The 24,613-nt window shown below is 58.4% G+C and carries 20 protein-coding genes; 9 read left to right on the top strand and 11 right to left on the bottom strand.

Annotated features, from left to right (window positions below; all coding sequences use genetic code 11):
- Positions 1 to 13: 13 nt before the first annotated feature.
- Complete coding sequence (locus WNY39_RS05020; protein WP_342844587.1) at positions 14 to 1,141, top strand: aminotransferase class V-fold PLP-dependent enzyme; 1,128 nt, start codon at positions 14 to 16, stop codon at positions 1,139 to 1,141.
- A 23-nt stretch (positions 1,142 to 1,164) separates the two neighbouring features.
- Here WNY39_RS05020 and WNY39_RS05015 read toward each other — a convergent pair whose 3' ends face one another.
- Together WNY39_RS05015 and WNY39_RS05010 are read right to left on the bottom strand one after the other, a co-directional pair.
- Entirely contained in the window at positions 1,165 to 2,367 is a 1,203-nt protein-coding gene (locus WNY39_RS05015; protein WP_342844586.1) for a UbiH/UbiF family hydroxylase, read from the bottom strand.
- Between the two features lie 9 nt (positions 2,368 to 2,376).
- Entirely contained in the window at positions 2,377 to 3,024 is a 648-nt protein-coding gene (locus tag WNY39_RS05010; protein ID WP_342844585.1) for a pyrimidine 5'-nucleotidase, read from the bottom strand.
- A gap of 100 nt (positions 3,025 to 3,124) precedes the next feature.
- Here WNY39_RS05010 and WNY39_RS05005 point away from each other — a divergent pair, with 100 nt between their 5' ends.
- Positions 3,125 to 3,778, top strand: a complete 654-nt coding sequence (locus WNY39_RS05005) for a GntR family transcriptional regulator (RefSeq protein ID WP_341234281.1) — start codon at positions 3,125 to 3,127, stop codon at positions 3,776 to 3,778.
- On the opposite strand, the gene WNY39_RS05000 is transcribed toward WNY39_RS05005, so the two are convergent.
- On the bottom strand, positions 3,775 to 5,688 hold the full coding sequence (locus WNY39_RS05000; RefSeq protein WP_342844584.1) for a glycosyltransferase family 2 protein: 1,914 nt from the start codon (positions 5,686 to 5,688) through the stop codon (positions 3,775 to 3,777). The genes WNY39_RS05005 and WNY39_RS05000 overlap by 4 nt on opposite strands.
- Positions 5,689 to 5,760: 72 nt before the next feature.
- Entirely contained in the window at positions 5,761 to 6,930 is a 1,170-nt protein-coding gene (gene carA, locus WNY39_RS04995) for a glutamine-hydrolyzing carbamoyl-phosphate synthase small subunit (protein ID WP_342844583.1), read from the bottom strand.
- Positions 6,931 to 7,126: 196 nt separating this feature from the next.
- Between carA and WNY39_RS04990 the strand changes: the two genes are divergently transcribed.
- Positions 7,127 to 7,585: a GatB/YqeY domain-containing protein gene (locus WNY39_RS04990; RefSeq protein ID WP_342844582.1), complete on the top strand. Its 459-nt coding sequence runs from the start codon at positions 7,127 to 7,129 to the stop codon at positions 7,583 to 7,585.
- Here WNY39_RS04990 and WNY39_RS04985 read toward each other — a convergent pair.
- The 4 genes from WNY39_RS04985 to WNY39_RS04970 form a co-directional block, all read right to left on the bottom strand.
- Positions 7,582 to 8,067: a DUF2244 domain-containing protein gene (locus WNY39_RS04985; RefSeq protein WP_342844580.1), complete on the bottom strand. Its 486-nt coding sequence runs from the start codon at positions 8,065 to 8,067 to the stop codon at positions 7,582 to 7,584. The two genes, WNY39_RS04990 and WNY39_RS04985, sit on opposite strands and share 4 nt — an antisense overlap.
- Before the next feature lie 119 nt (positions 8,068 to 8,186).
- Positions 8,187 to 8,564, bottom strand: coding sequence for a VOC family protein (locus WNY39_RS04980; protein ID WP_342844578.1), 378 nt, complete (start codon positions 8,562 to 8,564; stop codon positions 8,187 to 8,189).
- A 5-nt stretch (positions 8,565 to 8,569) separates the two neighbouring features.
- The gene (locus WNY39_RS04975; RefSeq protein ID WP_342844576.1) at positions 8,570 to 12,010 is read right to left on the bottom strand and encodes a pyruvate carboxylase; all 3,441 of its coding nucleotides are present in this window, start codon (positions 12,008 to 12,010) and stop codon (positions 8,570 to 8,572) included.
- 113 nt (positions 12,011 to 12,123) lie between these two features.
- On the bottom strand, positions 12,124 to 13,308 hold the full coding sequence (locus tag WNY39_RS04970; protein WP_342844574.1) for an alpha-hydroxy acid oxidase: 1,185 nt from the start codon (positions 13,306 to 13,308) through the stop codon (positions 12,124 to 12,126).
- 163 nt (positions 13,309 to 13,471) lie between these two features.
- On the opposite strand from WNY39_RS04970, the gene WNY39_RS04965 reads away from it, so the two are divergent.
- A complete protein-coding gene (locus WNY39_RS04965) occupies positions 13,472 to 15,892 on the top strand; it encodes a UvrD-helicase domain-containing protein (RefSeq protein ID WP_342844572.1) in 2,421 nt (806 codons plus the stop codon).
- Between the two features lie 57 nt (positions 15,893 to 15,949).
- Here the strand turns inward: WNY39_RS04965 and WNY39_RS04960 are convergent, their stop codons facing one another.
- The 3 genes from WNY39_RS04960 to WNY39_RS04950 form a co-directional block, all read right to left on the bottom strand.
- Positions 15,950 to 17,323 carry an aspartate aminotransferase family protein gene (locus WNY39_RS04960; protein WP_342844570.1) on the bottom strand — a complete coding sequence of 458 codons (1,374 nt, stop codon included), beginning with the start codon at positions 17,321 to 17,323 and terminating at the stop codon, positions 15,950 to 15,952.
- Between the two features lie 338 nt (positions 17,324 to 17,661).
- On the bottom strand, positions 17,662 to 18,084 hold the full coding sequence (locus tag WNY39_RS04955) for a VOC family protein (protein ID WP_342844568.1): 423 nt from the start codon (positions 18,082 to 18,084) through the stop codon (positions 17,662 to 17,664).
- 354 nt (positions 18,085 to 18,438) lie between these two features.
- Positions 18,439 to 18,651, bottom strand: coding sequence for a DUF1127 domain-containing protein (locus tag WNY39_RS04950; RefSeq protein ID WP_342844566.1), 213 nt, complete (start codon positions 18,649 to 18,651; stop codon positions 18,439 to 18,441).
- A gap of 466 nt (positions 18,652 to 19,117) precedes the next feature.
- Between WNY39_RS04950 and WNY39_RS04945 the strand changes: the two genes are divergently transcribed.
- The 5 genes from WNY39_RS04945 to WNY39_RS04925 all read left to right on the top strand — a co-directional run bounded on the left by WNY39_RS04945 (position 19,118) and on the right by WNY39_RS04925 (position 24,598).
- On the top strand, positions 19,118 to 20,188 hold the full coding sequence (locus WNY39_RS04945; protein WP_341234292.1) for an Mrp/NBP35 family ATP-binding protein: 1,071 nt from the start codon (positions 19,118 to 19,120) through the stop codon (positions 20,186 to 20,188).
- A 774-nt stretch (positions 20,189 to 20,962) separates the two neighbouring features.
- On the top strand, positions 20,963 to 21,466 hold the full coding sequence (mraZ, locus tag WNY39_RS04940) for a division/cell wall cluster transcriptional repressor MraZ (protein WP_341234293.1): 504 nt from the start codon (positions 20,963 to 20,965) through the stop codon (positions 21,464 to 21,466).
- A gap of 5 nt (positions 21,467 to 21,471) precedes the next feature.
- The gene (gene rsmH, locus WNY39_RS04935) at positions 21,472 to 22,464 is read left to right on the top strand and encodes a 16S rRNA (cytosine(1402)-N(4))-methyltransferase RsmH (protein ID WP_342844564.1); all 993 of its coding nucleotides are present in this window, start codon (positions 21,472 to 21,474) and stop codon (positions 22,462 to 22,464) included.
- Positions 22,461 to 22,814, top strand: a complete 354-nt coding sequence (locus tag WNY39_RS04930; RefSeq protein ID WP_342844562.1) for a cell division protein FtsL — start codon at positions 22,461 to 22,463, stop codon at positions 22,812 to 22,814. The genes rsmH and WNY39_RS04930 overlap by 4 nt, the downstream gene beginning before the upstream one ends.
- Positions 22,811 to 24,598, top strand: a complete 1,788-nt coding sequence (locus tag WNY39_RS04925; protein ID WP_342844560.1) for a penicillin-binding protein 2 — start codon at positions 22,811 to 22,813, stop codon at positions 24,596 to 24,598. The genes WNY39_RS04930 and WNY39_RS04925 overlap by 4 nt, the downstream gene beginning before the upstream one ends.
- Positions 24,599 to 24,613 lie beyond the last annotated feature (15 nt).

Below are 24,613 nucleotides of genomic sequence, written 5' to 3'. Positions count from 1 at the left end.
AAAGGAGACACCCATGCCAGCTTTGCTGAATACTGTTGACCCGCAAGGGCTTGAAGAATTCTCGGTCGTCTTTACCGACCGGTCGTTGAACCATATGTCGGCGGCGTTTCAAGGCGTGATGCGCGACATCAGCGCCATGCTGAAAGAGGTGTATAACGCCGATGCCGTGGCGATTGTGCCCGGTGGCGGGACGTTCGGGATGGAGGCCGTGGCCCGCCAGTTCGCCCGCAATGCCGAAGTTGTTGTGGTGCGCAACGGCTGGTTTTCTTACCGTTGGAGCCAGATCATCGAAAGCGGTGATCTGACCGGCAATACCACCGTTCTTAAGGCGCGGATGCAGGGCAACAGCACGCCCGCGCCCTTTGCGCCATGCCCGATTGATGAGGTGGTCGATACGATCCGGACCCAAAAGCCCCAGGTGGTGTTCGCGCCCCATGTAGAGACCAGCGCCGGGGTGATCCTGCCAGATGACTATATCAGGCAGATGGCGGATGCGGCCCATGAGGTGGGCGCGTTGATGGTGCTGGATTGTATCGCGTCGGGCTGTGCTTGGGTGGATATGAAGGCGCTTGGCGTGGATGTGTTGATCTCGGCCCCGCAAAAGGGGTGGAGCGCGTCGCCCTCTGCCGGATTGGTGATGATGTCGGAGCGTGCCGTGGCGCGGTTGGCCGAAACCAAGTCGGACAGCTTTTCGCTTGATCTGGGCAAATGGCATAGCATCATGAAAGCTTATGAGGATGGCGGGCATGCCTATCATTCGACCATGCCCACCGATGCGCTGCGCGGCTTCCGCGACACCATGAAAGAAACCCAAGCCTATGGGTTTAAGCGTCTGAAAGAGGCCCAGTGGCGTTTGGGCGATGGCGTGCGCAAGATGCTGGCCGATCGCGGTGTGGTTTCGGTTGCCGCCGAAGGCTTTGGCGCGCCGGGCGTTGTGGTCAGCTATACCACCGACCCGTCGGTGCAAAACGGTAAGGCGTTCGCGGCGGAGGGAATGCAGATTGCCGCAGGCGTGCCGCTGATGTGCGACGAGCCGGATAATTTCCAGACATTCCGCTTGGGACTGTTCGGCTTGGATAAGCTGTATGACGTCGATGCGACCTTGGCGCGTCTGGCACGTGTGGTCGATAAGGTTCTATAAAATCACGGCGTTGCGGCGGGGTCTTACCCTTGCCGCATGCCCAACCCCATCTCCATCAACATTTTGCGCACGGGGGCCATCGCGTATAGCGCATTCAGCCCCGTCGCGCGGGCATCGCGGGCAATCGGCGCGCTGGCCTGACTGGCGCGGTTCAGCAGATCAATGCCCCGCACCCGCAGCATAATGTCGGCAAAGCGGGCTTTGTGATAGGCATCCAGCATTTTCTGACTGCCCAGATCGGCGGGGCTTGCCTGCGCCAGTTCAAGCAGGGTCGCGACGTCTTGTAACGACATGTTCAGCCCCTGCGCGCCAATCGGAGGCATGACATGGGCGGCCTCTGCGATCAGGGCGATGCGTTCGCCCGACAGACGCGCGGCGTGCTGAGTGATGATCGGCCAGACGTTGCGGGCGGTCGCCAATGTCAGCGGGCCGAACAGATGGCAACTGCGCAGGGTGGCCTCGTCTGAAAATGCATCTGCATCCAGCGCCATGCGTCGCTTGCATTCTGCGGCGCTGTCCATCCAGACCACGGCAGAACAGGGCATCCCGTCACGGTCGGGCAAGGGCACGAGGGTGAACGGCCCGCCGGTGCGGTGGATCTCAGTTGATACATTTTCATGTGGCACAGGATGCGTGACCGCGAATACCACGGCGCTTTGGCCATAACCGGACGTGGTAATGTCGATGCCCGCCGCCTCGCGCATGGGGCTGTTGCGGCCATCTGCGGCGATCACCAAAGGGGTTGTAATGCGGCTGCCGTCGCTAAGGCCGACGCGGGCCTCGGCGGTGCGGGTGAACAGCGATGTGGTGCCAGTGCCGGGGCGAAAATCGACGTTTGGCAGATCGGCTAACCGTTCCAACAGGGCGCGGCGCAGCAGCCAGTTGGGGAAATTCCACCCGAAAGGCTGATCCGAAATTTCGGCTGCGTTGAATTCTCGGGTAACGCGGGGCTCTGCTTCGGCACCGCCCGCGTCGACAATCCGCATAATCTGTAAGGGGGCGGCATGGTCCGCAAGATGGGTCCAGATGCCTGCCGCCTCAAGCACGCGGCGCGCCGGTTGCAGCATCGCGGTGGAGCGTAGATCGGCACCGTCGGCATCGCCATCGGTGATCGGCGGGGTGGGATCAACACAGATCACCTTGAAACCCGCGCTGCCAAAGGCCGCTGCCGCCGTTAACCCGGCAATACCGCCGCCCGAAATCAGAATATCACAATCCATGGTCATCCCCGAAAGCTAGCCCGTGATCCGCCCAAGAAAAGTGCTTAGATCATCGGTGTGGAAATGAATGTGGTCGGCGGCCTCAGGCTCTGGGGCGACATGGACCGTGCCCATGCCCATGGCATGCGGTTCCGCCAGATTGCGCGGGTCATCCTCGAACATCACGGCTTTGGTGGTGTCCAGTTTGTCAGTGGTGAAAACATGCTCGAACGCGGCGCGTTCGGGTTTCGGTAAAAACTGTGCATGTTCAACGCCATAGATTGCATCAAATACCCCGTCCAAGCCACGTGCCGCGACCACGCGTTCGGCATAGGGCGCGGTGCCGTTGGTGAAAATAATGCGCCGTCCGGGCAGGGCGCGGATGCGGTCGGCCAGCATGGGGTCGGGCACCAGCGCGTCAAAGGAAATATCGTGCACGTCATGCAGATAGGGGCCGGGATCCACTGCGTGTTCACGCATCAACCCGGCGAGCGTGGTGCCGTAGCTGTGCCAGTAGTGTTTGCGCAGATAATTGGCGCGGGTATGGTCCACATCAAGTGCGTTCATCACCCAACTGGTCATCCGCTGTTCGATCTGGTCAAACAGGCGGGCCGAGGGCGGGTAAAGCGTGTTATCAAGGTCAAAGACCCATGTATCCACGTGAGAAAAAGCGTGCTTTGGCATATGCCCTAGCTACGCTTCGTCGCAGCCATGCGCAAGATCGCGGGCTTGCGCAAATGGACGCGGGGGATAGAGTGCCCCCAACCAAAATGAAAGTGACCCGATGAGCGCGCCCAGACCCGGACCGACAGATGCCTATGCCATGATCCTAGAGGCGATCGATTTGGGCACCTACAGGCCGGGGGATCGTTTGGTGGAAAGCGAATTGGCGGAACGGTTCGGCGTCTCGCGCACCCCAATTCGCGAGGCATTACAACGGCTTGAGACGCAATCATTGCTGGCACGGGATGGCCGCAGCCTGATCGTGGCATCGCTGGATCATAACCAGACGGCAGAGCTGTATGTCGTGCGCGGGGAGTTGGAGGGGCTGGCTGCGCGGCTAGCAGCACGCCATGCCACCGTCGAAGAAGTCCGCGTGCTGCGCGATATGGTCGAGGCGGATAATGACCTGCGCGATGACCCAGCTGCGTTGGCGCGGGCGAACCGACGGTTTCACAAGCAAATTCATTTGGCATCACACAACAGATATTTGGTGCAGCAATTGGATTTGGTGCATCGGTCGATGGCCTTGATGGCGACATCATCCCTTGCGGTCGAGGGGCGCGGCCATATCGCGCAGGCAGAGCATGACAAGATCGTGCGCATGATCGAACAGCGCGATGAGGATGGTGCGGACGAAGCGCTGCGTTTGCATATCTCGGTCGCCTTCACGACCCGTCTCAAACAAGAGGCCGCGCGGCGCGAAGAAGAGGGCTAGCCGGTGGGGGCAGGGCTTGCGAGCTTGGTCTTTTCGTCTGTTTTATGGGGCACGCCGTGTTCGGTTTTGTCCCAATAAAACGGGTGAAAGATGAATTCATACAAGGCCTTATAAGCCGCGAATGTTCCTAGGATAAAATAAAACGGCAAGCTGAAGGCCCAAGGTATCAAATGCCTGTGCTCTTTGCGGCGTACCGCGCAAAGCGCGATAGAGATGTTTATAAGCTCGGCAAAGATAAAGTAATAGAACAATCCCAAAAGCATTGGTGTGCCAAGGACGGTTTCGACCGGATGGGATAGGCCAATCAAGGTAATGCAAAGCGTCCATAACAGCGGCGCGCAGAGGAATTGGCTGACCGTTGCCAAGAACAGGATCTGCAGCCCGAGAAAACGCAGAAACCCCACCTGTTTTACCAGCTTGATCGGTTGTCGCATGTGCACGCACCACGTGGTCAAAAACCCCTTGAGCCAGCGGGAGCGTTGTTTGACCCATGGCCAAGCCCGAAAATTCGCCTCTTCATAGGTGACGGTGGGCAAAAGGTCGGTTTTATAGCCATGCCGCGCGAGCCTGACGCCCAAATCGGCATCTTCGGTCACGTTATGGGCGTCCCAAGCGCGCAATTCCTCAAGCGCGGTGCGGCGGAAAAACAGGGTCGTCCCACCCAGAGGGACAATAAACCCAAGCCGCGCAATACTTGGCAGAACAACCCGCCACCACGCGGCATATTCGATGGTAAAGCAGCGCGAAATCCAATTGGTGCGCGCGTTGTAATAGTCCAGCATTCCCTGAACACAGACGACATTTTTGGGCGCGTTGGCAAAATGGCTAACGACACGGTCAATTTGATCCACTTCGGGTGCGTCCTCGGCATCCCAAACGCCGATAATGCTGCCTTTGCAAAAGTCCAAAGCATAATTCATCGCGCGGGGCTTTGTGCGCAGATTGTTCGCCTGCGGCACCTCGATCACGTCAAACCAGACGGGCAGCGTGGTGCGCGCAATGGTGTCGCGGGTCATGTCGTCGCCTTCCTCAAGCACCAGCACGATCTGAAGCAGCGATTTGGGATAGGTCAGTTTCGCAAGCCGCGTGATCAACGCCCCGGCGATTTCCTTTTCACGGAACAGGGGCACGAGCACGGACACATGGGGGTGGAAATTACGACCCGGTTCGTGTTCCGGCGGGGGGCGCGGCGGAATTTTTTGCAAGAAGACATGGGTGAACAGGGCCACTGTGCGCAACGACACGATCATGACGCTGCTGCACAGCGCCCAAAACAGGATCAGGGTAAAGCCCCAAGCCGGTTCCAGCACCAGCACGATGGCCATCAACGCGAGAATACCCATGGCCCATGCACGTCGGCTTTTGGCATCTGCACGCCATGTGCGGCAGCTTTCAATCGGGGGCACACGAATGGCCGCACGCTGGGCAAGCTCGGTGCCGTACAGCGCTGTAATGCTTTCGGAAATTTGCCTTTTGTCGGCGACCACGGGCAGCAGGCTAACACCCGCACGGGTCAGCGATGGGGCGATGTGTTCAAATTGATCGGGATTGCTGATGGCGACCATGATTGTATCGCCCAAGGATCGCCACGGCACGATGCCGTATTTTAGGCAATCATGGGCATCCAGATGTTGCGCCATGGCTGGTTTTGGCGGGTCAACGGCCAGATCAATATGTTGCAGGTTATGCTGCGCGGCCAGCGCGGCGCATAGCTGTGCAGGGGAAATGGCACCGCTTGCGATCAGGCATTCCCCCAAAGGCACATTCAGCCGTTCCTGATCTTGTAGCGCGCGCACAAGGTCGGCCTGATCAATCGCGCCTGAGTTCACCAGTATCCGGCCGAGCGGCAGCTGCGCTTGGGCAGGTGCCGCCGGTTCGGGCGTGGTGAATTGCAGATGTAGATCGCTCAACCGCGAATCCCCTTAGATACAAGGGGACAGGATGCGGCGGGTAGGCTTAATCAGCCCTTAACAGCAGATAAACTAGGCGGTCTGGAGGTCGCGTTCGGCCATCGCAGCGGCGAAACGTTCAAACAGATAAAAGCTGTCTTGGGGGCCGGGGCTTGCCTCGGGGTGGTGCTGGACGGACCAGACCGGGCGGCCTTCCATACGGATACCGCAGTTCGATCCGTCAAACAGCGACCGGTGGGTTTCGACAACGCCATTTGGCAGGGATTGCGCATCAACCGCAAAGCCGTGGTTCATCGACGTAATCTCGACCTTGCCGGTTTCCATGTCTTTAACCGGATGGTTGGCACCGTGATGGCCGTGGCTCATCTTGATTGTTTCGCCGCCCAGGGCCAGCGCAAGCATCTGATGACCAAGGCAGATCCCGAACACTGGCAGATCGGTTTTAGCAATCACTTGTTGGATCATCGGGACGGCGTACACGCCTGTCGCCGCCGGATCGCCGGGGCCATTGGACAGAAACACGCCATCTGGGTTATGGGCCATCACATCTTCATATGTGGCGGATGCAGGCAACACAGTTACGTCGCAGCCAGCCGACGCGAGACAGCGCAGGATGTTACGTTTGGCACCGTAGTCCACGGCAACAACCTTGTATTTTGCCTCTGTTTGCGGGGCATAACCGTCGGGCCAAGCCCACCGCATTTCGTTCCAGCGGTAAGATTGCGCGCAGGTCACGTCTTTGGCCAGATCGGCACCTTCAAGGCCTGCAAAGCCGCGGGCCGCTGCGACCAGTGCTTCGATGTCGAAATTGCCGTCGGGATCGTGGGCGAGGGCTGCATGGGGTGCGCCTTGCTGACGGATGGCGCGGGTCAGGCGGCGGGTATCGATACCGCCAATTGCGATACGGTCCCGGCTGGCCAGCCACTCGGACAGTGGTTGAACCGAACGCCAGCTGCTGGGGTCGGTTGGCATCCACTTAACAACCATGCCCGCGGCAACCGGATCGCCTGTTTCATCGTCTTCGGGATTGGTGCCGGTGTTGCCGATATGGGGGAAGGTAAAGGTGACAATCTGCCCCGCATAGGACGGATCGGTCATGATTTCCTGATAGCCGGTCATTGCTGTGTTAAAACACAGCTCTGCCACGGTTTGCCCGGTTGCACCAAACCCCATGCCGTAGAAAATCGATCCGTCCGCAAGTGCTAGGCAGGCGGTCGGGCGGGTGGATACTGGCGCAGTCATGGGAGGGGCCTCCGAAGGCAGATAGGTGGGGCTAAACGGGTGCAATCTAAAGCCGTGGGCGGGCCGGGTCAATACCATGTGAAAAATGATATATCGTTTTAAAACAGCAGCTTACCTAAGGTCTGAACCATTGCCTGTTTTGTGGGAATTGTCTATGTTGGGCAGCTTACACCGCATTGGTCGAAGGACGATAGCAATGGAACTGCGCACACGCATCACGGACGCGATGAAACAGGCGATGAAAGACAAGGCCGCCGATCGGCTTTCTACGTTGCGTTTGATCAACGCTGCCATCAAGGACAAAGACATCGCTGCGCGCGCAGATGGTGGGGATGACGGCGTTGGCGATCCTGAGGTTCTGGCGATCCTTGGCAAGATGGCCAAACAGCGGATGGAATCGGTGCGCGCCTATGAGGAAGGGGGTCGTCTGGACCTTGCTGACCGCGAGCGCGAAGAAATTGCGATCATCGAAGAATTCCTGCCGCGTCAATTGTCCGAGGAAGAAAGCGCCAAAGCTGTGGATGATGCCATTGCCGAAGTTGGCGCAACTTCGATCCGTGACATGGGCAAGGTGATTGGTTTGCTTAAGGGCAAATACACCGGCCAGATGGATTTCGGCGCTGTTGGCCCCAAGGTCAAAGACCGCCTGAGCTAAGCCCGCAAAAGCGCGCGGTTCAATTCGTCAAACAGGGCGATCCGCTCGTCCTCGCTTAGGAATTTGCCAATCTCGACCTCGCGGCCCTTGCCGCGCAGGGTAACATAGTGGGGCACGGGGCCGTCTTTCTCGTATTTCGTGACCACCGTCCAATAGCGGTTGCAATCCCATTCTTTGACGTCGCCCTTTGGCGTGATGTGGGTCAGGTGCACCGTGTCGTCGGTAAGGGTGAAAACCTCCTCGATCTGGCGGGATTTATGGTTGCCTTGCAGGGCGAAATACATGCCCGCCACCGCCGCCAGCACAAATGGTAACAATCCCCATAGCAGCGCTGTGCCCAGCAAGGGCAGCGTCGGGATTAGGATTAACGTAAATGTTACCAGAATGAACGCGGCAAACCCTTTGGGCGGCAGCGACTGATGCGGCCAAAGCCGCAGTTCCTGCCGGTGGGCCGTTGGCGCAGTTTTCCATTCATAGGGCATGTGGCGGGTCCGGTTAGCCTGTGTTGCGTTCCTAACTTAGGGCAGATCGGGCACCAAACAATGCGACAGATTGCATCTGGCCGGTTTGGGAAGGGCTGTGAACGACTTAGACGTAATGTTCAGCGCGGTTCGATCAGGTCCCAGCGGTTGCCAAATGCGTCGCGAAAGACGGCAACGGTGCCATAGGGCTCGTGACGAGGTGTTTCTTCAAATATCACGCCAGCGGCCAAAAGGCGCGCGTGGTCACCGGCGAAGTCTTGGGTTTCCAGAAACAGCCAGACGCGACCCCCACCTTGGTTGCCGATGGCCGCACGTTGGGCAGCATCCCCTGGCTCGGCCAGAATAAACCCCGTGCCGCCGCCTGGCGGGGTGACGCGGACCCAGCGTTTATGACCTTGGTCCTCGTCTTGGGTCAGCTCAAACCCCATCACACCGCAGTAGAACGCGATGCCCTCGTCGTAACTGGGAACGATCAGGGTGAGGGCGGAGAGGCGCATGGCGCCTACTCCAACTCTACCAGCAGATCCTTGGCATCGATCTGGCCGCCGGGGGTGACATGCACCGCTTTGACGACGGCATCACGTTCGGCGTGGATGCCGGTTTCCATCTTCATCGCTTCGATGGTTAGCAGCAAATCGCCCGCTTTAACGTGCTGTCCGACGACCGCCCCGACCGATGCCACAACCCCGGGCATTGGCGCGCCGATGTGGTTGGGATTGCCGGTTTCGGCCTTGGGCCGCTGTGCCGTGGTCGCTTTGACCAGACGGTTTGGCACACGCACCACGCGGGGCTGGCCGTTGAGTTCAAAGAACACTTTGACCTCGCCATCCTCGTTGGTTTCGCTCAGCGCTTGCAGGCGGATTTCCAAGGTTTTGCCGGGGTCGATTTCGGCGGTAATTTCCTCGCCCGGTTCCATGCCGTAAAAGAACGTGCGCGTGGGCAGAACCCGCACGGGACCATAGGTGCGGTGGCGGCCCATGTAATCAAGGAACACCTTGGGATACATCAGATAGCCCGACAGATCGTCGTCTTCGATATCGACCCCTTCAAGCTGCTTTTTCAGATCGGCGCGGGTGGCCTCAAGATCGGTGGGGGGCAGATGCGCGCCGGGGCGGTCGGTGTTGGGTTTCTCGCCCTTCAGGATCTTGTCGACGATGCTGGCAGGGAACCCGCCCGGAGGTTGCCCCAGATTGCCACGCATCATGTCGATGACACTGTCAGGAAAGGACATTTCCGCTTCAGGGTCTTCGACCTGCGCGCGGGTCAACCCTTGGGATACCATCATCAGCGCCATATCCCCAACGACCTTGGAGGATGGCGTTACCTTGACGATATCGCCAAACATCTGGTTGACGTCAGCATAGGTTTTGGCGACCTCGGGCCAGCGGTCATCCAGCCCCATCGAGGCGGCCTGCGCCTTGAGGTTGGTGAACTGGCCACCGGGCATTTCGTGCAGGTAAACTTCGGAAGACGGGGCCTGCATGCCGGTCTCGAACGCCGCGTATTCGCCGCGGACTTCTTCCCAATAGTTTGAAATCTCGCGCACCGCGTCCATCGACAGGCCGGTATCGCGGTCGGTGTGTTTCAGTGCCTCGACGACAGAACCCAGCGTGGCCTGCGACGTATTCCCCGACAGCGCGTCCATCGCGCAATCGACCGCATCAACGCCAGCTTCTGAGGCGGCCATGATGGTGGCAATTGCAACGCCAGCCGTGTCATGGGTGTGGAAGTGGATCGGCAGGCCGACTTCGGATTTCAGCGCCTTTATTAGTACTTTGGCCGCGTTCGGTTTCAACACGCCGGCCATGTCTTTCAGACCCAGCACATGCGCGCCGGCTGCTTTCAGCTCTTTCCCCATAGCCACGTAATACTTCAGGTCGTATTTCGCGCGGTCTGGGTCAAAGATATCGCCGGTATAGCACACGGTGCCTTCGCAGATTTTGCCGTTATCAATCACGGCATCCATGGCCACGCGCATGTTTTCAACCCAGTTCAGGCTGTCAAACACGCGAAACACATCCACGCCCTCGGTCGCGGCGACACGTACGAATTCTTGCACCACGTTGTCAGGGTAGTTTGTGTATCCCACGCCGTTCGATCCGCGCAGCAGCATTTGCGTCATGACGTTCGGAATTGCGGCGCGCAGGTCGCGCAGGCGCTGCCACGGGCATTCCTGCAAGAACCGGTATGCGACATCAAATGTTGCGCCGCCCCAACATTCCATCGAGAACAGCGTTGGCAGGTTCGCCGCATAGGCGGGGGCCACCTTGATCATGTCATGGCTGCGCATCCGCGTGGCCAACAAGGACTGGTGCCCGTCGCGCATGGTGGTGTCGGTGATCAGCAATTGCCGCTGCTGGCCCATCCAGTCGGCAACGGCTTGCGGGCCTTTTTGCTCTAACAGGTTGCGGGTGCCCATCTGCGGCTCGGTCTTTGGGGCGGGCGGCATAGGGGCACGCACGGTGGCGGCGGGGCGTTCAAAGCCCTTGGTTTCAGGATGCCCGTTCACCGTGATGTCGCCAATATAGGTCAGCACCTTGGTCGCGCGGTCGCGGCGCTTTTTAAAGGTGAACAACTCCGGCGTCTGGTCGATGAATTTGGTGTGGTAGGTGTTGTTGAGGAACGTCGGGTGCTTCAACAGGTTCTCGACAAAGGCGATGTTGGTGCTGACGCCACGAATACGGAATTCACGCAGGGCGCGGTCCATGCGGGCGATGGCTTGCTCGGGGGTTTGCGCCTTGGCGGTGACCTTGACCAACAGACTGTCGTAATAGCGCGTGATCACGCCGCCAGAATAGGCGGTGCCGCCGTCCAGACGGATACCCATGCCCGTCGCCTCGCGAAAGGCGGTGATGCGACCATAATCGGGGATAAAGTTGTTTTGCGGGTCCTCGGTCGTGATCCGCGTTTGCAGCGCGTGGCCGTTCAATTGCACATCCGCTTGGCTGGCTTTGCCGGTCGCTTCGGCGATGGTTTTGCCTTCGGCGATCAGGATTTGCGCCTGTACGATGTCGATACCGGTGACTTCTTCGGTGACGGTGTGTTCGACCTGAACGCGGGGGTTCACCTCGATAAAGTAGAATTTGCCGTCATCCATATCCATCAGGAATTCGACAGTACCCGCACATTCGTAATTCACATGGGCGCAGATTTTGCGGCCCAATTCACAAATCTCGGCGCGCTGTTCTTCGGTCAGATAGGGGGCAGGGGCGCGTTCAACGACCTTTTGATTGCGGCGCTGCACGGAGCAATCCCGTTCAAACAGGTGGTAAATCTCGCCGTGTTTATCGCCCAGAATTTGCACCTCGACGTGGCGGGCCTTGAGGATCATCTTTTCCAGATAGCCCTCGCCATTGCCAAAGGCGGCTTCAGCCTCGCGACGGCCTTCGAGGACTTTTTCCTCAAGCTCTGCCTCGGAATTGATTGGCCGCATGCCGCGCCCACCACCGCCCCAAGACGCCTTGAGCATCAGGGGATAGCCCACTTCGGCCGCTTGTTTACGCACCAGATCCATGTCGTCGCCCAGTACTTCGGTGGCGGGGATGACGGGCACGCCAGCCTCGACTGCGACGCGGCGCGCGCTGGCCTTGTCGCCAAGGGCGCGCATGGTTTCGGCGCGCGGCCCGATAAAGGTGATGCCGTTTTGCTCGCAGGCGTCCACGAAATCTGGGTTTTCAGACAGCAGCCCGTAGCCCGGGTGGATCGCATCCGCACCACAGGCCTTGGCGACGCGAATGATTTCATCAATGCTCAGATATGCCGCCACGGGCCCCAACCCTGCACCAATGCGGTAAGCCTCGTCGGCCTTGAAACGGTGAAGCCCCAGTTTGTCTTCCTCGGCAAAGACGGCAACTGTCTTTTTACCCATCTCATTCGCCGCGCGCATGATGCGAATGGCAATTTCACCACGGTTAGCAATCAGAATTTTTTTGAAGTCGGTCATCGGGCCTCGCCTTGGTTACGCTGACTGGGGCGCGGCCGGAGGGGCCGGGCCCGGGTTGGTTTTTGCGGCAGTGCAGCATAGTTGCGTTTGTTTGCCGCGAGGTGCAAGGAAGTTTATGCCTCCGGCGGGGATTTTAGACCATTTGGAAACAACTCGGGCTGCGCAAGATCGACGGGTTGGGGTAAATCGCGCAGTGTTTTACTGCCCATTTGGCCCATGTTTGCGATCAGATCCTTGGTATAGATATCTATCAGGTGATCAATGCCTTGTGGCCCGAGGGCCGCCAACGCGTAGTGGAACGCGCGGCCCATCATCACGAAATCCGCCCCCAAAGACAAGGCGCGCAGAATATCGAGGCCGGTTTCAACACCGCTGTCAAAGAGGATTGGCAGGGTTGTGGCGGCGCGGATCGCGGGCAGCATATCGATGGAAGCCGGGGCCGCGTCGAATTGCCGGCCTGCGTGATTGGACACCCAAATTGCGTCTGCGCCGATGGCCTCCAGCGCGGTGGCGTCTTCAGGGCGCAGCACACCCTTTATGATGAAAGGCCCCTCCCAGGCGTCGCGCAGCCATTTGACATAGTCCCAATCCGGCGAGGTGCGCAGCAGATAGCCGACATGCGCGGTTGAGGACAGGCCCTCGGTGCTGGTGCTTTTGTATTTATCGAGCATCCGCATATGCGGCATCCCGCGTCGTGCCATGCCAGCAGCCCAAGCCGGGCGCATCGCCACCTGCGCCATTAGGCGTGGCGTCAGGCGGGGCGGATTGGTCAGGCCCGACCGCGTTTGCCGTTCACGGCGGCTGGCGACGGGAACATCAACGGTCAGGATCAACCCGTTGAAGCCGGCCGCTTTGGCGCGGTTCAGCATGTCGGTGCGAATGTCCGGATCGCGCGGCGGGTACATCTGAAACCACGCGTTATCGCCGATATGGGGCGCAAGGTCTTCGGGGCTTTGGGTGGCGACGGTGGACAGGCAATAGGGGATGTTCGCGCGGGCGGCGGCGCGGGCAAGGTGCCCTTCGGCATCGGGCCAGATCAGGCCGGACATACCAATGGGGGCAATGCCAAAGGGCAGGGGGAAATCGTTCCCAAACAAGGGGGTCCTCAGGTCGGGGGTGAATTCGCCGTGCAATATCGATGGCATAAACCCGATGCGGTCCAGCGCTTGCCGGTTGCGTTGCTTGGTCGCTTCGGCCCCTGTGGCGCTGTCCAGATATTCCCAGACAAATTTCGGGATACGCCGTTTGGCACGGCGGCGCAGGTCAGCTAATTCGGGGTAGTTCGCGTGTAAATCCATGGGCGTATTTGCTCAGGGCGTGGGGCTATTGTCCAGCCGCCTTTTGCAAGGAATGGGGCATGGCTGGGGCCGGATAAAGAGGGCGCAATTGGGCATATTCCCGCCCAGAACATTTTGCGAACGCGTCTTTCATTTGGTGGTTTTGCGCGCTAGGTTATGGCCCATGAATGATTTCGACGAAATGGACGCCTTTGAGGGCGCATCTTTATCAGCCCGCGCCATGGCCGCGCGCCCGCAACCCTATCTGGACGGGCTGAACCCGGCACAGCGCGCCGCCGTTGAGCAGATGGACGGACCTGTATTGATGCTGGCGGGGGCGGGCACCGGCAAGACCAAGGCGCTGACCGCGCGGATCGTGCATTTGATGAACACCGGCCGCGCCCGTCCGAACGAGATTTTGGCGGTGACATTCACCAACAAAGCCGCGCGCGAGATGAAGAACCGCGTTGGCGGCATGTTGGGGCAAAACATCGAGGGCATGCCGTGGCTGGGTACCTTCCACGCGGTTTGCGTCAAGCTGCTGCGCCGCCATGCGGAAATGGTGGGGTTGAAATCGAACTTTACCATTCTGGACACAGACGATCAGTTGCGCCTGCTCAAGCAGTTGATCAGGGCCGAGGATATCGACGACAAACGTTGGCCCGCGCGCCTGTTGGCGGGGATTATCGACGGTTGGAAGAACCGTGCGCTCACGCCTGAAAAGGTGCCAAGTGCCGATGCGGGGTTGTACAACCACCGCGGCACCGAGCTGTATGCGCAGTACCAAGCGCGCCTGAAAGAGCTGAACGCCTGCGATTTCGGCGATCTGCTGCTGCATATGGTGACGATTTTCCAGACCCACGAGGACCTGCTGAAGCAATACCAGCGCTGGTTCAAATTCATTCTGGTGGACGAATATCAAGATACCAACGTGGCCCAATATCTGTGGCTGCGGTTGCTGGCGTCGGGGCATAAAAACATCTGCTGCGTGGGCGATGATGATCAGTCGATCTATGGTTGGCGTGGGGCCGAAGTGGGCAATATCCTGCGGTTCGAGACGGATTTTCCCGGGGCCCATGTGGTGCGGCTGGAACAGAACTATCGGTCCACCCCGCATATTCTGGCCGCTGCATCCGGCGTGATTGCGGGCAACGAGGGACGGTTGGGCAAGACGCTTTGGACCGAAGCACAGGACGGTGAAAAGGTTCGGCTGATTGGCCATTGGGACGGCGAGGAAGAGGCGCGCTGGATCGGGGACGAGATCGAATCCATGCAGCGTGGCACCCGTGATTTGCGGCAGTTTTCGTTGGACGATATGGCGATCCTTGTCCGTGCGTCGCACCAGATGCGCGCGTTCGAGGACCGGTTTTTGACCATCGGTTTGCCCTATCGCGTGATCGGCGGCCCGCGATTCTACGAGCGCTTGGAAATCCGCGATGCGATGGCCTATTTCCGCGTCGTGACATCGCCTGATGATGATCTGGCGTTTGAGCGGATTGTGAACACGCCTAAACGTGGGTTGGGCGACAAGGCGCAACAGAATATCCAGAAAACGGCGCGTGAAAACGGCGTGAACCTTGTGGAAGGCGCGCGGATTTTGCTGGCCAATGGCGGGATCGGTGGCAAGGGGGCCGCGCAGTTGCGGCTGCTGATTGACGGCATCGAACGCTGGGGCGAGATGGCGCGCGGGCCTCGCATTCGCACCGAGATTGACGATAATTCTGTGATTGATGATGGCGCGCCGACCGCCCGCTATGAATATGGCCCGCCCGAGATGAGCCATGTGGAGCTGGCGCAGGTCATCCTGGACGAATCCGGCTATACGGGGTTCTGGCAGAACGACAAAACGCCAGAGGCACCGGGGCGGCTTGAGAACCTTAAGGAACTCGTCAAGGCCTTGGAACAGTTCGAGAATCTGCAAGGGTTCCTCGAACATGTCAGCCTGATTATGGACAACGAAAGCGACGATGGTGGGGCCAAGGTATCGATCATGACGCTGCACGCTGCCAAGGGCTTGGAGTTCCCCGCCGTGTTCCTGCCGGGCTGGGAGGATGGGTTGTTCCCCTCGCAGCGGTCCATGGACGAAAGCGGTATCAAGGGCCTCGAGGAAGAGCGGCGTTTGGCCTATGTTGGCATCACCCGGGCCGAGGAAATTTGCACCATTTCGTTCGCCGCAAACCGGCGGGTGTTTGGCCAATGGCAAAGTGCGATGCCGTCGCGGTTTATCGACGAATTGCCCGAAGAGCATGTGGAGGTACTGACCCCGCCTGGCCTCTATGGCGGTGGATATGGTGCTGCCATGCCGAAATCCGATCTGCACGAAAAGGCCGCCGAGGCGAATGTTTACAATTCCCCCGGTTGGCGGCGTCTGCAATCGCGCAGCAATGATCGCGGGATGAGTCAGCCCAAGGAAACCCGCAATGTCACCATCGATATGGCGGCGGTCAGTAGTTTCACCATGGGCGAACGCGTGTTCCATCAAAAATTCGGATATGGCGCGGTGATCGGGATCGAGGGCGACAAGCTGGAGGTCGAGTTTGAGAAGGCCGGGATCAAAAAGGTCGTGTCGCGGTTTTTGACCGGATCGGACGACGTGCCGTTTTAAAGGATTGGCTCATGGGGCGCGGTCGATGCCACGCCCCATGAGTATGTCGGCGCAATTTTAGCCTAAAATGGTTGTCACGGCCTGATGGGTTGCGGCAACGACCTGATCAGCCTCTTCCTTGGTCAGGCAGAACGGCGGGGCGAAGCCGAGAATGTCCCCTTGGGGCATGGCGCGGGCGATGACATTGCTTTGCTCTAGCAGTTTGCCAGCGATCTGCGGCCCGATTTTGTCGGCGGCGTCATAGAAGGTGCGGCTGTCTTTATCGGCCACAAATTCGACAGCACACAGCATCCCTTCGCCACGGATGTCGCCGACATGGGGATGGTCGGCAAGGGCGGCGCGCATTTGGGTGTTCAGATATGTGCCGACCGTACCGGCGTTTTCGATCAATCCCAGTTTGTCGATCAGTTCGAGGTTCGCCACGCCCGCAGCAGCCCCGATGGGGTGTGCGGAATATGTCCAACCGTGGCCGATAGGGCCGTTTTCATCGGTGCCTTTTTCCAGCACGGCCCACATTTTGTCAGACACGATCGACCCGGACAGCGGCGCATAGGCAGATGTCAAACCCTTGGCAATCGTAATCAGATCGGGACGCATGCCATAGTGATCGGACCCGAACATCGTGCCCAGACGGCCAAAACCGGTCACAACTTCATCTGCGACTAGCAGAATGTCGTGACGGTCCAGCACCTCTTGGATGGCGGGCCAATAGCCGGCGGGGGGCGGTACAATGCCGCCGGTGCCCAACACGGGTTCCCCGATAAAGGCCGCGATTGTGTCAGCCCCTTCGGCGTGAATCATCGCCTCAAGTTCTGCCACACAATGGGCGACGAATTCGCTTTCGCTTTGGCCCAGATCCTTGCGCTGGAAATAGAACGGTGCCTCGGTATGGATCACCTGCGCCAGCGGCAGATCGAACTTCTTGTGAAACAGATCAAGCCCCGTCAGCGATCCGGTCATCAGGCCCGAACCGTGATAGCCACGCCAGCGCGAGATGATTTTCTTCTTCTTCGGGCGACCCAGTATGTTATTGTAATACCATATCAATTTTACGTTGGTCTCGTTTGCATCGGACCCGGACATACCGAAATACACCTTGGACATGTGATCGGGTGCGCGGTCCATCACCATTTTGGCAAGGGTGATCGACGCCTCGGTGCCGTGGCCGACATAGGAATGGTAATAGGCGAGTTCTTTGGCCTGATCGGCAATCGCCTCGGCGATCTCGGGGCGGCCATAGCCGACGTTCACGCAATACAATCCGGCGAAAGCGTCCAGCATCCGGTTGCCATCGCGGTCCTCGATATGCACGCCGGACGCGGTTTTGATCACACGCTGTGGGATGTTGCCCCGTGCAAATTCAGCAAGATGGGTCGAGGCGTGAAAGAAATTCTCGCGGTCCCATTGTTCAAGATTATCATTGTGTAGCATGGTCTTACCCTTCGACTTTGGCGGCGCGCCGCCTGATGACATATGAAAGGAGCCAGTTGCACGCGCGGGGCCGAGAGGGCCGGAGTGTGAGCAGAAAGGCTCCGCTCACCCAAGCAGCAGCGCGCAATGCCTTTATTGCCAAGGTAATATGCAGGTTTAACCACGGCTGGCGGGCAAAACCAACAGATTTTTCAGCGGGTGCAGGTTTTTGGATCGGTGTTGGCCGAGGTTGCCTAGCAAACGTGCTGAACGGCGGTAGGGGGATGCTGGTGTTGGTTTTCTGATCTGTTACCGGGTTCACTTGCTCTTCCGCGGATTGTGAAGGTCAGGTTCGAGCCCTAAGCTACTGGCCTGTCGCTGAGTAATTGACTGAATCTGAGTAGATACCCATCAGGGTCTTGCACTAAAAATTCCGTCACCCCACGTTCGACCCGATCAATCCGATACCATGATGTTTCCAGTTGTTCGAAAAGCTGAAACCCAAAGGCCTCAATTCTTTCCGATAGACCTGAAGCGTCGTCGACGTTGATCTGGAAGTTGATCCCACGCCCATATGGTTTTTGCATTTCTCCAGTGTTCCAGAAATCATTGGCCTGTTTTACCATAATTTGCGCTTGTCCGAGGGTAAGGTAGGCGAACTTGCGTTCAGGGCGTTCGAACGCGATTTCAAAACCCAATACTCGCAAGTAGAAGTCCAAGGTGGCTGAAAAGTCAGAGCAAGACAGTTCTGGAACCAGTGCTGCTTGTTGTTTAAGGTTCACTGGGCGCTCCATTAATCAAGTCTTGGCGTAAGACAGAATTTTCTCAGTCATCTCGTCTTCCTACTGATGAGCAGTCTATTCTTCAACGGCAGCTAAGTCCCGGCAGCAGACCCTACACCGACACATAAATGACGGGCTCAAAGCCAAACGCAGGGAATATGCATCCTCCAGATACAAGAACGGCGGTGCTTTGGGAGGAAAGCACCGCCGACTTTATCGACGTCTCCAATCCAATCGGGAGGAAAGGAGGAAGGAGACGTTTATAAAGGCCTTTGGTTTCAGGGAGGAGGAAGAAACCGCCGGCCTTCTACAGACACACATCCGGGAGGAAGCGTGTGTCCGATCTCAATTCATTTAGGCAGCGTTGCGGCCTGTTTCCAGAGCGATGCTGCGGATTTGCGAACGCGACATGCCGAGGTCGGCCAATTCGCGGTTCGACAAGGAGCTCAGCTCGTTGAAAGTGGCGCGGTACACACGAGCCTGCTTGCGGCGCGTGGCGATCATGGACACGACAGCGTTAAAGCGATCTGCCAGGGAAGGAGCGGTAGTTGCGTTAAGGTATGCCATCTCAGCACCTCTTTCATTTGATCTGCGTTTCGTTCTGTTGTGACCAATATGTAGGAAGATGCTGCACTTGCACAATAGACAGATCGACAATGCTGCTATGCAGCAAATGCATACGAAAAGTTGACGTAACGTCCTGAAAATTGGTGATAAAGTAAAAAAATGGCGACGACACCAGGGAGGAGGAAGGTGTCGCCGCCTAAACAGAAACATCCGGGAGGAGGATGGATGCGTCTGGTCTTTCTGTTGGTTAGCGACTAGCGCTTTCCTGAAACCTTTTTGACCTAATTGCTGCATCTGCACAATAAAAAATTTTGCAATGCTGCTATGCAGCACAAACATTGCGGAAATGGCTAATTTTTAGGCGAAATTTGACGGGTTTGCTGGCGATATGCGCAGTACTGTGACGCCCTCTTGTGATTTACGTAGAAACTGCCATGTCAAAGCTGTTGTTTAGAAGGAAAAGTCGATGCCGATCACCAAAGCCCAAGTCGAAGCGGAACTGCAGCGAGTCACCTTGCCAGATGGGAAATCCATCCTTGCGCATGATCTGGTTCGCGCTTTGACGGTTGAGGGTGATGCCGTCCGGTTTGTGATCGAGGCACCGAATGCGCAAGTCGCCGCGCAGATGGCCCCCTTGCGCGACGCGGCAGAGCAGGTGGTGAAGGCGATAAAGGGTGTGGGAACAGTTACCGTTGCCCTGACCGCACACGGCCCGGCCCCCAAGGCACCGGCACCCAGCCTTAAGATCGGCGGCCATCCAAAGCCTCAAGACGGACCGACCAAACCGACCGGGGTAAAGCGTATTCTGGCCATCGGGTCCGGCAAGGGTGGCGTCGGGAAATCAACGGTCAGTTCCAACATCGCCGTGGCCTTGGCGCGGGCAGGGCGCAAGGTTGGCTTGTTGGACGCAGATATTTATGGCCCCAGCCAGCCGCGCATGATGGGGGTGAACAAACGCCCCGCGTCGCCGGATGGCAAAACGATCATTCCCCTGCACGCCCATGGCGTCACCTTGATGTCGATCGGCTTTATGATGGAAGAGGGTAAGGCCGTTGTCTGGCGTGGCCCGATGTTGATGGGCGCGCTTCAGCAGATGTTGGGGCAGGTCGAGTGGGGCGAGCTTGACGTATTGCTGGTCGATCTGCCGCCTGGCACTGGCGACGTGCAGCTGACCCTATGTACCAAGTCCGAATTGTCGGGGGCCATTATTGTCTCGACCCCGCAGGATGTGGCGTTGATTGATGCGCGCAAGGCGATCGATATGTTTAACACCCTCAAGACACCTGTTCTTGGCTTGATCGAGAATATGTCGATGTTCGTTTGCCCCGATTGCGGGTCCGAGCATGAGATTTTTGGCCATGGCGGTGTCGCGGACGAGGCCAAGAAGATCGGCGTTCCATTACTGGGCAGTTTGCCCATTGATCTGGAAACCCGACTTGCGGGTGATGCGGGTACGCCGATTGCAGCGGGCGATGGCCCGATGGCGCAGGCCTACGCCCGCATCGCAGACGGGTTGATCAAGGGCGGCATGGCCTAAGACGGCCGTCGCCCCTGCGGGCGGTTATATTCGTTTTATAGCGCCGCGCATCGCCACTGATCCGCGCAACACCTATTTACGGTCAATTTTCTCACTTTATGGCCTCCGGTGATCCCCCTCGTGGGACTTCATGGGAATTATCGACGTGTCTGCTGCGCCGGCCGTCAGGTGATTCGGCCATAAGCCGCCGATTTGCATGGGAATTGATGTATTTAGCCCTGAAAGTGGTTGCACAGTATTGCCCAATTCCAGAACAAGGCGCGAACATCCCTTGTGGATAAATCTGAGGGTTTATTTTTATTGGGATTTGATGGGAAATTTTGGATCGATTTAGTCGGCACTACATGTTGTGCCCAAATATACAATTTTCCCATCATGAAGTGATATTTTGGCCTTAAAGATATCCTACATGTTGTTTTGTAACCCTGTGCAAAACCATATCCTGTGTCTTTTCCCAAAGAAAACTGTAGACGCCCATGAATTCCCATGGCATCCCTAGTGCATCGGATGAGAACGAGACAAGGGGCACCAAACGACCCCATCGACCAAATAAAACTCTAGCAGGTTCATACAGGCACCTCGCTTTCATCAGACCAAGAATCCGGCGCGTGAGCGAGCAGACATCCCCCCAGGTGGCGCGCGCAGTCGGACTTCCCCGCAAAGCGGGACGGCGGCGGGTTGATCAGTGGCAGCAGATCAGCCCGCCGTTTTTACATTTACCGCCGGGGAAACGAAATTTTAGACGCAAGACGCGTCATAGTCAGGGACACACACGTGAGCCGCAGGTTCAGAGGCGAAAGCCAACACAAGGTCGATACGAAGGGGCGGGTGTCTATCCCAGCCTCTTTTCGTCGTGTGTTGGAAGCCGGTGATCCGAATTGGCAAAACGGTGGCACGCCCGAGCTGGTCATCGTCTATGGCGACAGCCGCCGCAGCTACCTTGAATGCTATACCATGCAGGCGATTGACGAGGTCGATGATAAAATCGACGCGCTGCCGCGTGGATCCATGGAACGCAAGATGTTGCAACGTCTGTTCCACGGCCAGTCCTTCCCGACATCTGTTGATGAAACCGGCCGTCTGGTCTTGCCTGCCAAATTGCGCAGCAAAATCGATCTGGAAGGCGAGGCGTTCTTTATCGCTGCCGGTGACACGTTCCAGATTTGGAAGCCCGAAACCTATGAGACCGAGGAAAAAGCCCGCGAAGAAGAATGGCTGGATGACCTGCCAGAAGACTTCGATCCCATGGCCTTCCTGGACGGTAAGCCGGGGGCATAAGCGATATGACCGCTGCCTCTGACACCCCCTCAGCTCCTCACACGCCGGTTCTGCTACGCCCCCTTTTGGCAGCAGTTGCCCCCGTCACGGGGCGCTGGCTGGATGGCACGTTTGGTGCAGGCGGCTATACCCGTGGTTTGATCGATGCCGGTGCGGATCAGGTGATTGCCGTTGACCGTGACCCGCTGGCGTTCGAAATGGCGCAAAGCTGGGCGGCGGCATATGGCGACAAGATCGTCATGCAGCAGGGCGTGTTTTCCAAAATGGACACCTATGCCCAAGACCTTGACGGGGTTGTGTTGGATCTGGGCGTGTCGTCGATGCAGCTTGATCTGGCCGAACGCGGCTTTTCCTTCATGCGCGACGGCCCGCTGGACATGCGGATGAGCCAGCAAGGCCCGTCCGCCGCCGATATCGTCAACGAGGCCGAAGAAGAAACCATCGCGAATATTCTGTTCCAATACGGAGAAGAACGCGCCAGCCGCCGCATTGCCAAGTCGATTGTCCGCGCCCGCGAAGATGCGCCAATCACCACGACCCTGCAATTGGCAGGATTGGTCGAGGGGTGTTTGCCCCGTTCAAAACCCGGTCAGTCGCACCCTGCGACCCGCAGCTTTCAGGCGCTGCGCATCGCGGTGAACAACGAATATGGCGAATTGTTCGAGGGGCTTATGGCCGCAGAACGCGCGTTAAAACCCGGCGGGCAATTGGCCGTGGTGACCTTTCATTCGGTCGAGGACCGGATGGTCAAACGCTTCCTTACGGCGCGCGCAGGGGCAGGCGGCAACGCCAACCGCTTTGCCCCCGAGGCGACGCACGTGCCGCCGCAATTCAAGATACTTAAACGCAAGGCCATCGGGCCTGACGCGCAAGAGCTTGAGGAAAACCCGCGCAGCCGGTCGGCCAAGCTGCGCGTTGCCATTCGCACCGATGCGCCTGCCGGTTCCGTTGACGCGAAATCGCTCGGCATGCCCATGGTCAAAGGAATACAGTCATGAGAGCCGTGCTTTACGTTCTGACCACTTTGTCCGTCATTGGCTTGGCCTTTTGGGCCTACCGCGAAAACTATGCCACGCAACAAGCGCTTAGCGATACGGACGAATTGCGCCAGGAAATCCGCCAAGCCCATAGCAGGTTGGCAGTATTGCGTGCCGAATGGGCCTATCTGAACCGCCCCGAGCGTCTGCGCGATCTGTCCGAGCTGAACTTTGACCGGCTGGGCCTGTTGCCGCTGCACCCGGATCAGTTTGGCGCGATTGATCAGGTCGGCTATCCGCCGCTGCCCGAACTGCCGCTGTTTGAAATCAGTCAAGGCGTCGATGTGTCCACGATGGAGGCCACAGAATGATCCGCACCCCGCTGCGTCCATTGGCCCGTATCCTTGAGGCCCGCCAAAAAGGCGAAAACCCCGACGCGATTGAACGCGAAAACACACGCATTCGTCATGAACAGATGCGCGACAGCGCGCGCCAGCGTGCCGAAGGGCGGTTGCTGGTGCTGGGCGTGTTCTTTTTCTGCGCCTTTACTGTGGTGGGCGCGCGTATGGGCGTCATGGCAACGACCGACCCGACAGAGCCACGCGCGGCGGCCCCCGGTTCGGTCATCTCGGCCACCCGCGCCGATATCGTTGACCGCAACGGCAACCTGCTGGCCACGAATTTTGAGACCCACGCCCTCTACGCCCAACCGCATCACATGATTGATCCGGAACGTGCGGCGAAAAAGCTGATGAAGGTGTTCCCGGATCTGGATCAGGAACGTCTGGTGCGTGATTTTACCGGGAAACGTAAGTTTCTGTGGATCAAAAAGAAGATCAGCCCAGAGCAAATGCAAGCCGTGCATGAAATCGGTGAGCCGGGCCTGCTGTTCGCCCCGCGCGACATGCGTCTGTACCCCAACGGTGCCTTGGCCGCGCATATCATGGGTGGTGCCAGCTTTGGCAAAGAGGGCGTGCACGGGGCCGAGGTGATTGGCGTTGCCGGTGCGGAAAAATACTTTGACGATTATCTGCGGGACCCTGCGAACGGGAACAAACCGCTGGAACTGTCGCTGGATATGACGGTGCAGGCGGCGTCGGAACGCATCTTGTATGGCGGCATGAAGCTGATGAACGCCAAGGGCGCGACATCGGTCTTGATGGATGTGCGCACCGGCGAGGTAATCAGCGCCGTGTCCTTGCCGTCGTTTGACCCAAATGACCGCCCGCACGCGGCGATCACCGGGGACGCGTCGGACAGCCCGCTGTTCAACCGCTCGGTCCAAGGGGTGTACGAGCTGGGGTCGGTGTTCAAGATCTTCGCCGCCGCACAGGCGATTGATCTGGGGCTGGTGACGGCTGATACGGTTATTGATACCTCTGGTCCGATGAAAGTCGGCGGTTTCCGGATCGGTGAGTTCCACAACAAAAACTACGGCGAACAGACGGTTACCGGCATTATCGTGAACAGCTCAAACCGTGGTTCGGGCCGTCTGGCCTTGCAGATCGGCGCAGAGCGGCAACAAGAATTCCTGAAAAGCCTAGGTTTCTTTGAACCCACCCCGTTCGAGATTGTCGAAGCATCCGGCGGCAAGCCCTTGCTGCCCAAACGCTGGGAAGAGCTAAGCTCAGTCACGATTTCATATGGGCACGGGCTGTCGTCCAGCCCCATGCATCTTGCCGCTGGATACGCGACCATTGCCAATGGTGGGCGCAAAATCGCGCCGACCTTGCTGAAACAAAATGGCCCCAAACTGGGCGAACGGGTGATGTCTGAACGCGCAGCCGCCGACGCGCGGATGATGCTGCGCGCTGTCGTGACCGAAGGCACCGCCAGCTTTGGCGAGGTGCCCGGCTATCAGGTGGGCGGCAAGACCGGCACGGCGGACAAACCCGGCCCCCGTGGGGGATACCTAGAAGACAAGGTGATCAACACCTTTGCCAGCATGTTCCCCGCGCATGATCCCAAATATGTGCTGATCGTGACCTTGGATGAACCTGTTGAAACATCGGGTGAAAAACCACGCCGCACGGCTGGCTGGACGGCTGTGCCCGTCGCCGCCGAGATGATCCGCCGGATCGCGCCCTTGCTGGGGCTTCGACCAACTGTTGAACCGGGCAGTGTCGCTGATATAACGCTGTCCAGCAGCAACTGATAAAAAGAGCGTCCC

It is taken from the genome of Sulfitobacter sp. AS59 (assembly GCF_038899995.1).
GTDB lineage: Bacteria > Pseudomonadota > Alphaproteobacteria > Rhodobacterales > Rhodobacteraceae > Sulfitobacter.
This window is presented reverse-complemented; position numbering and strand designations above follow the sequence as displayed.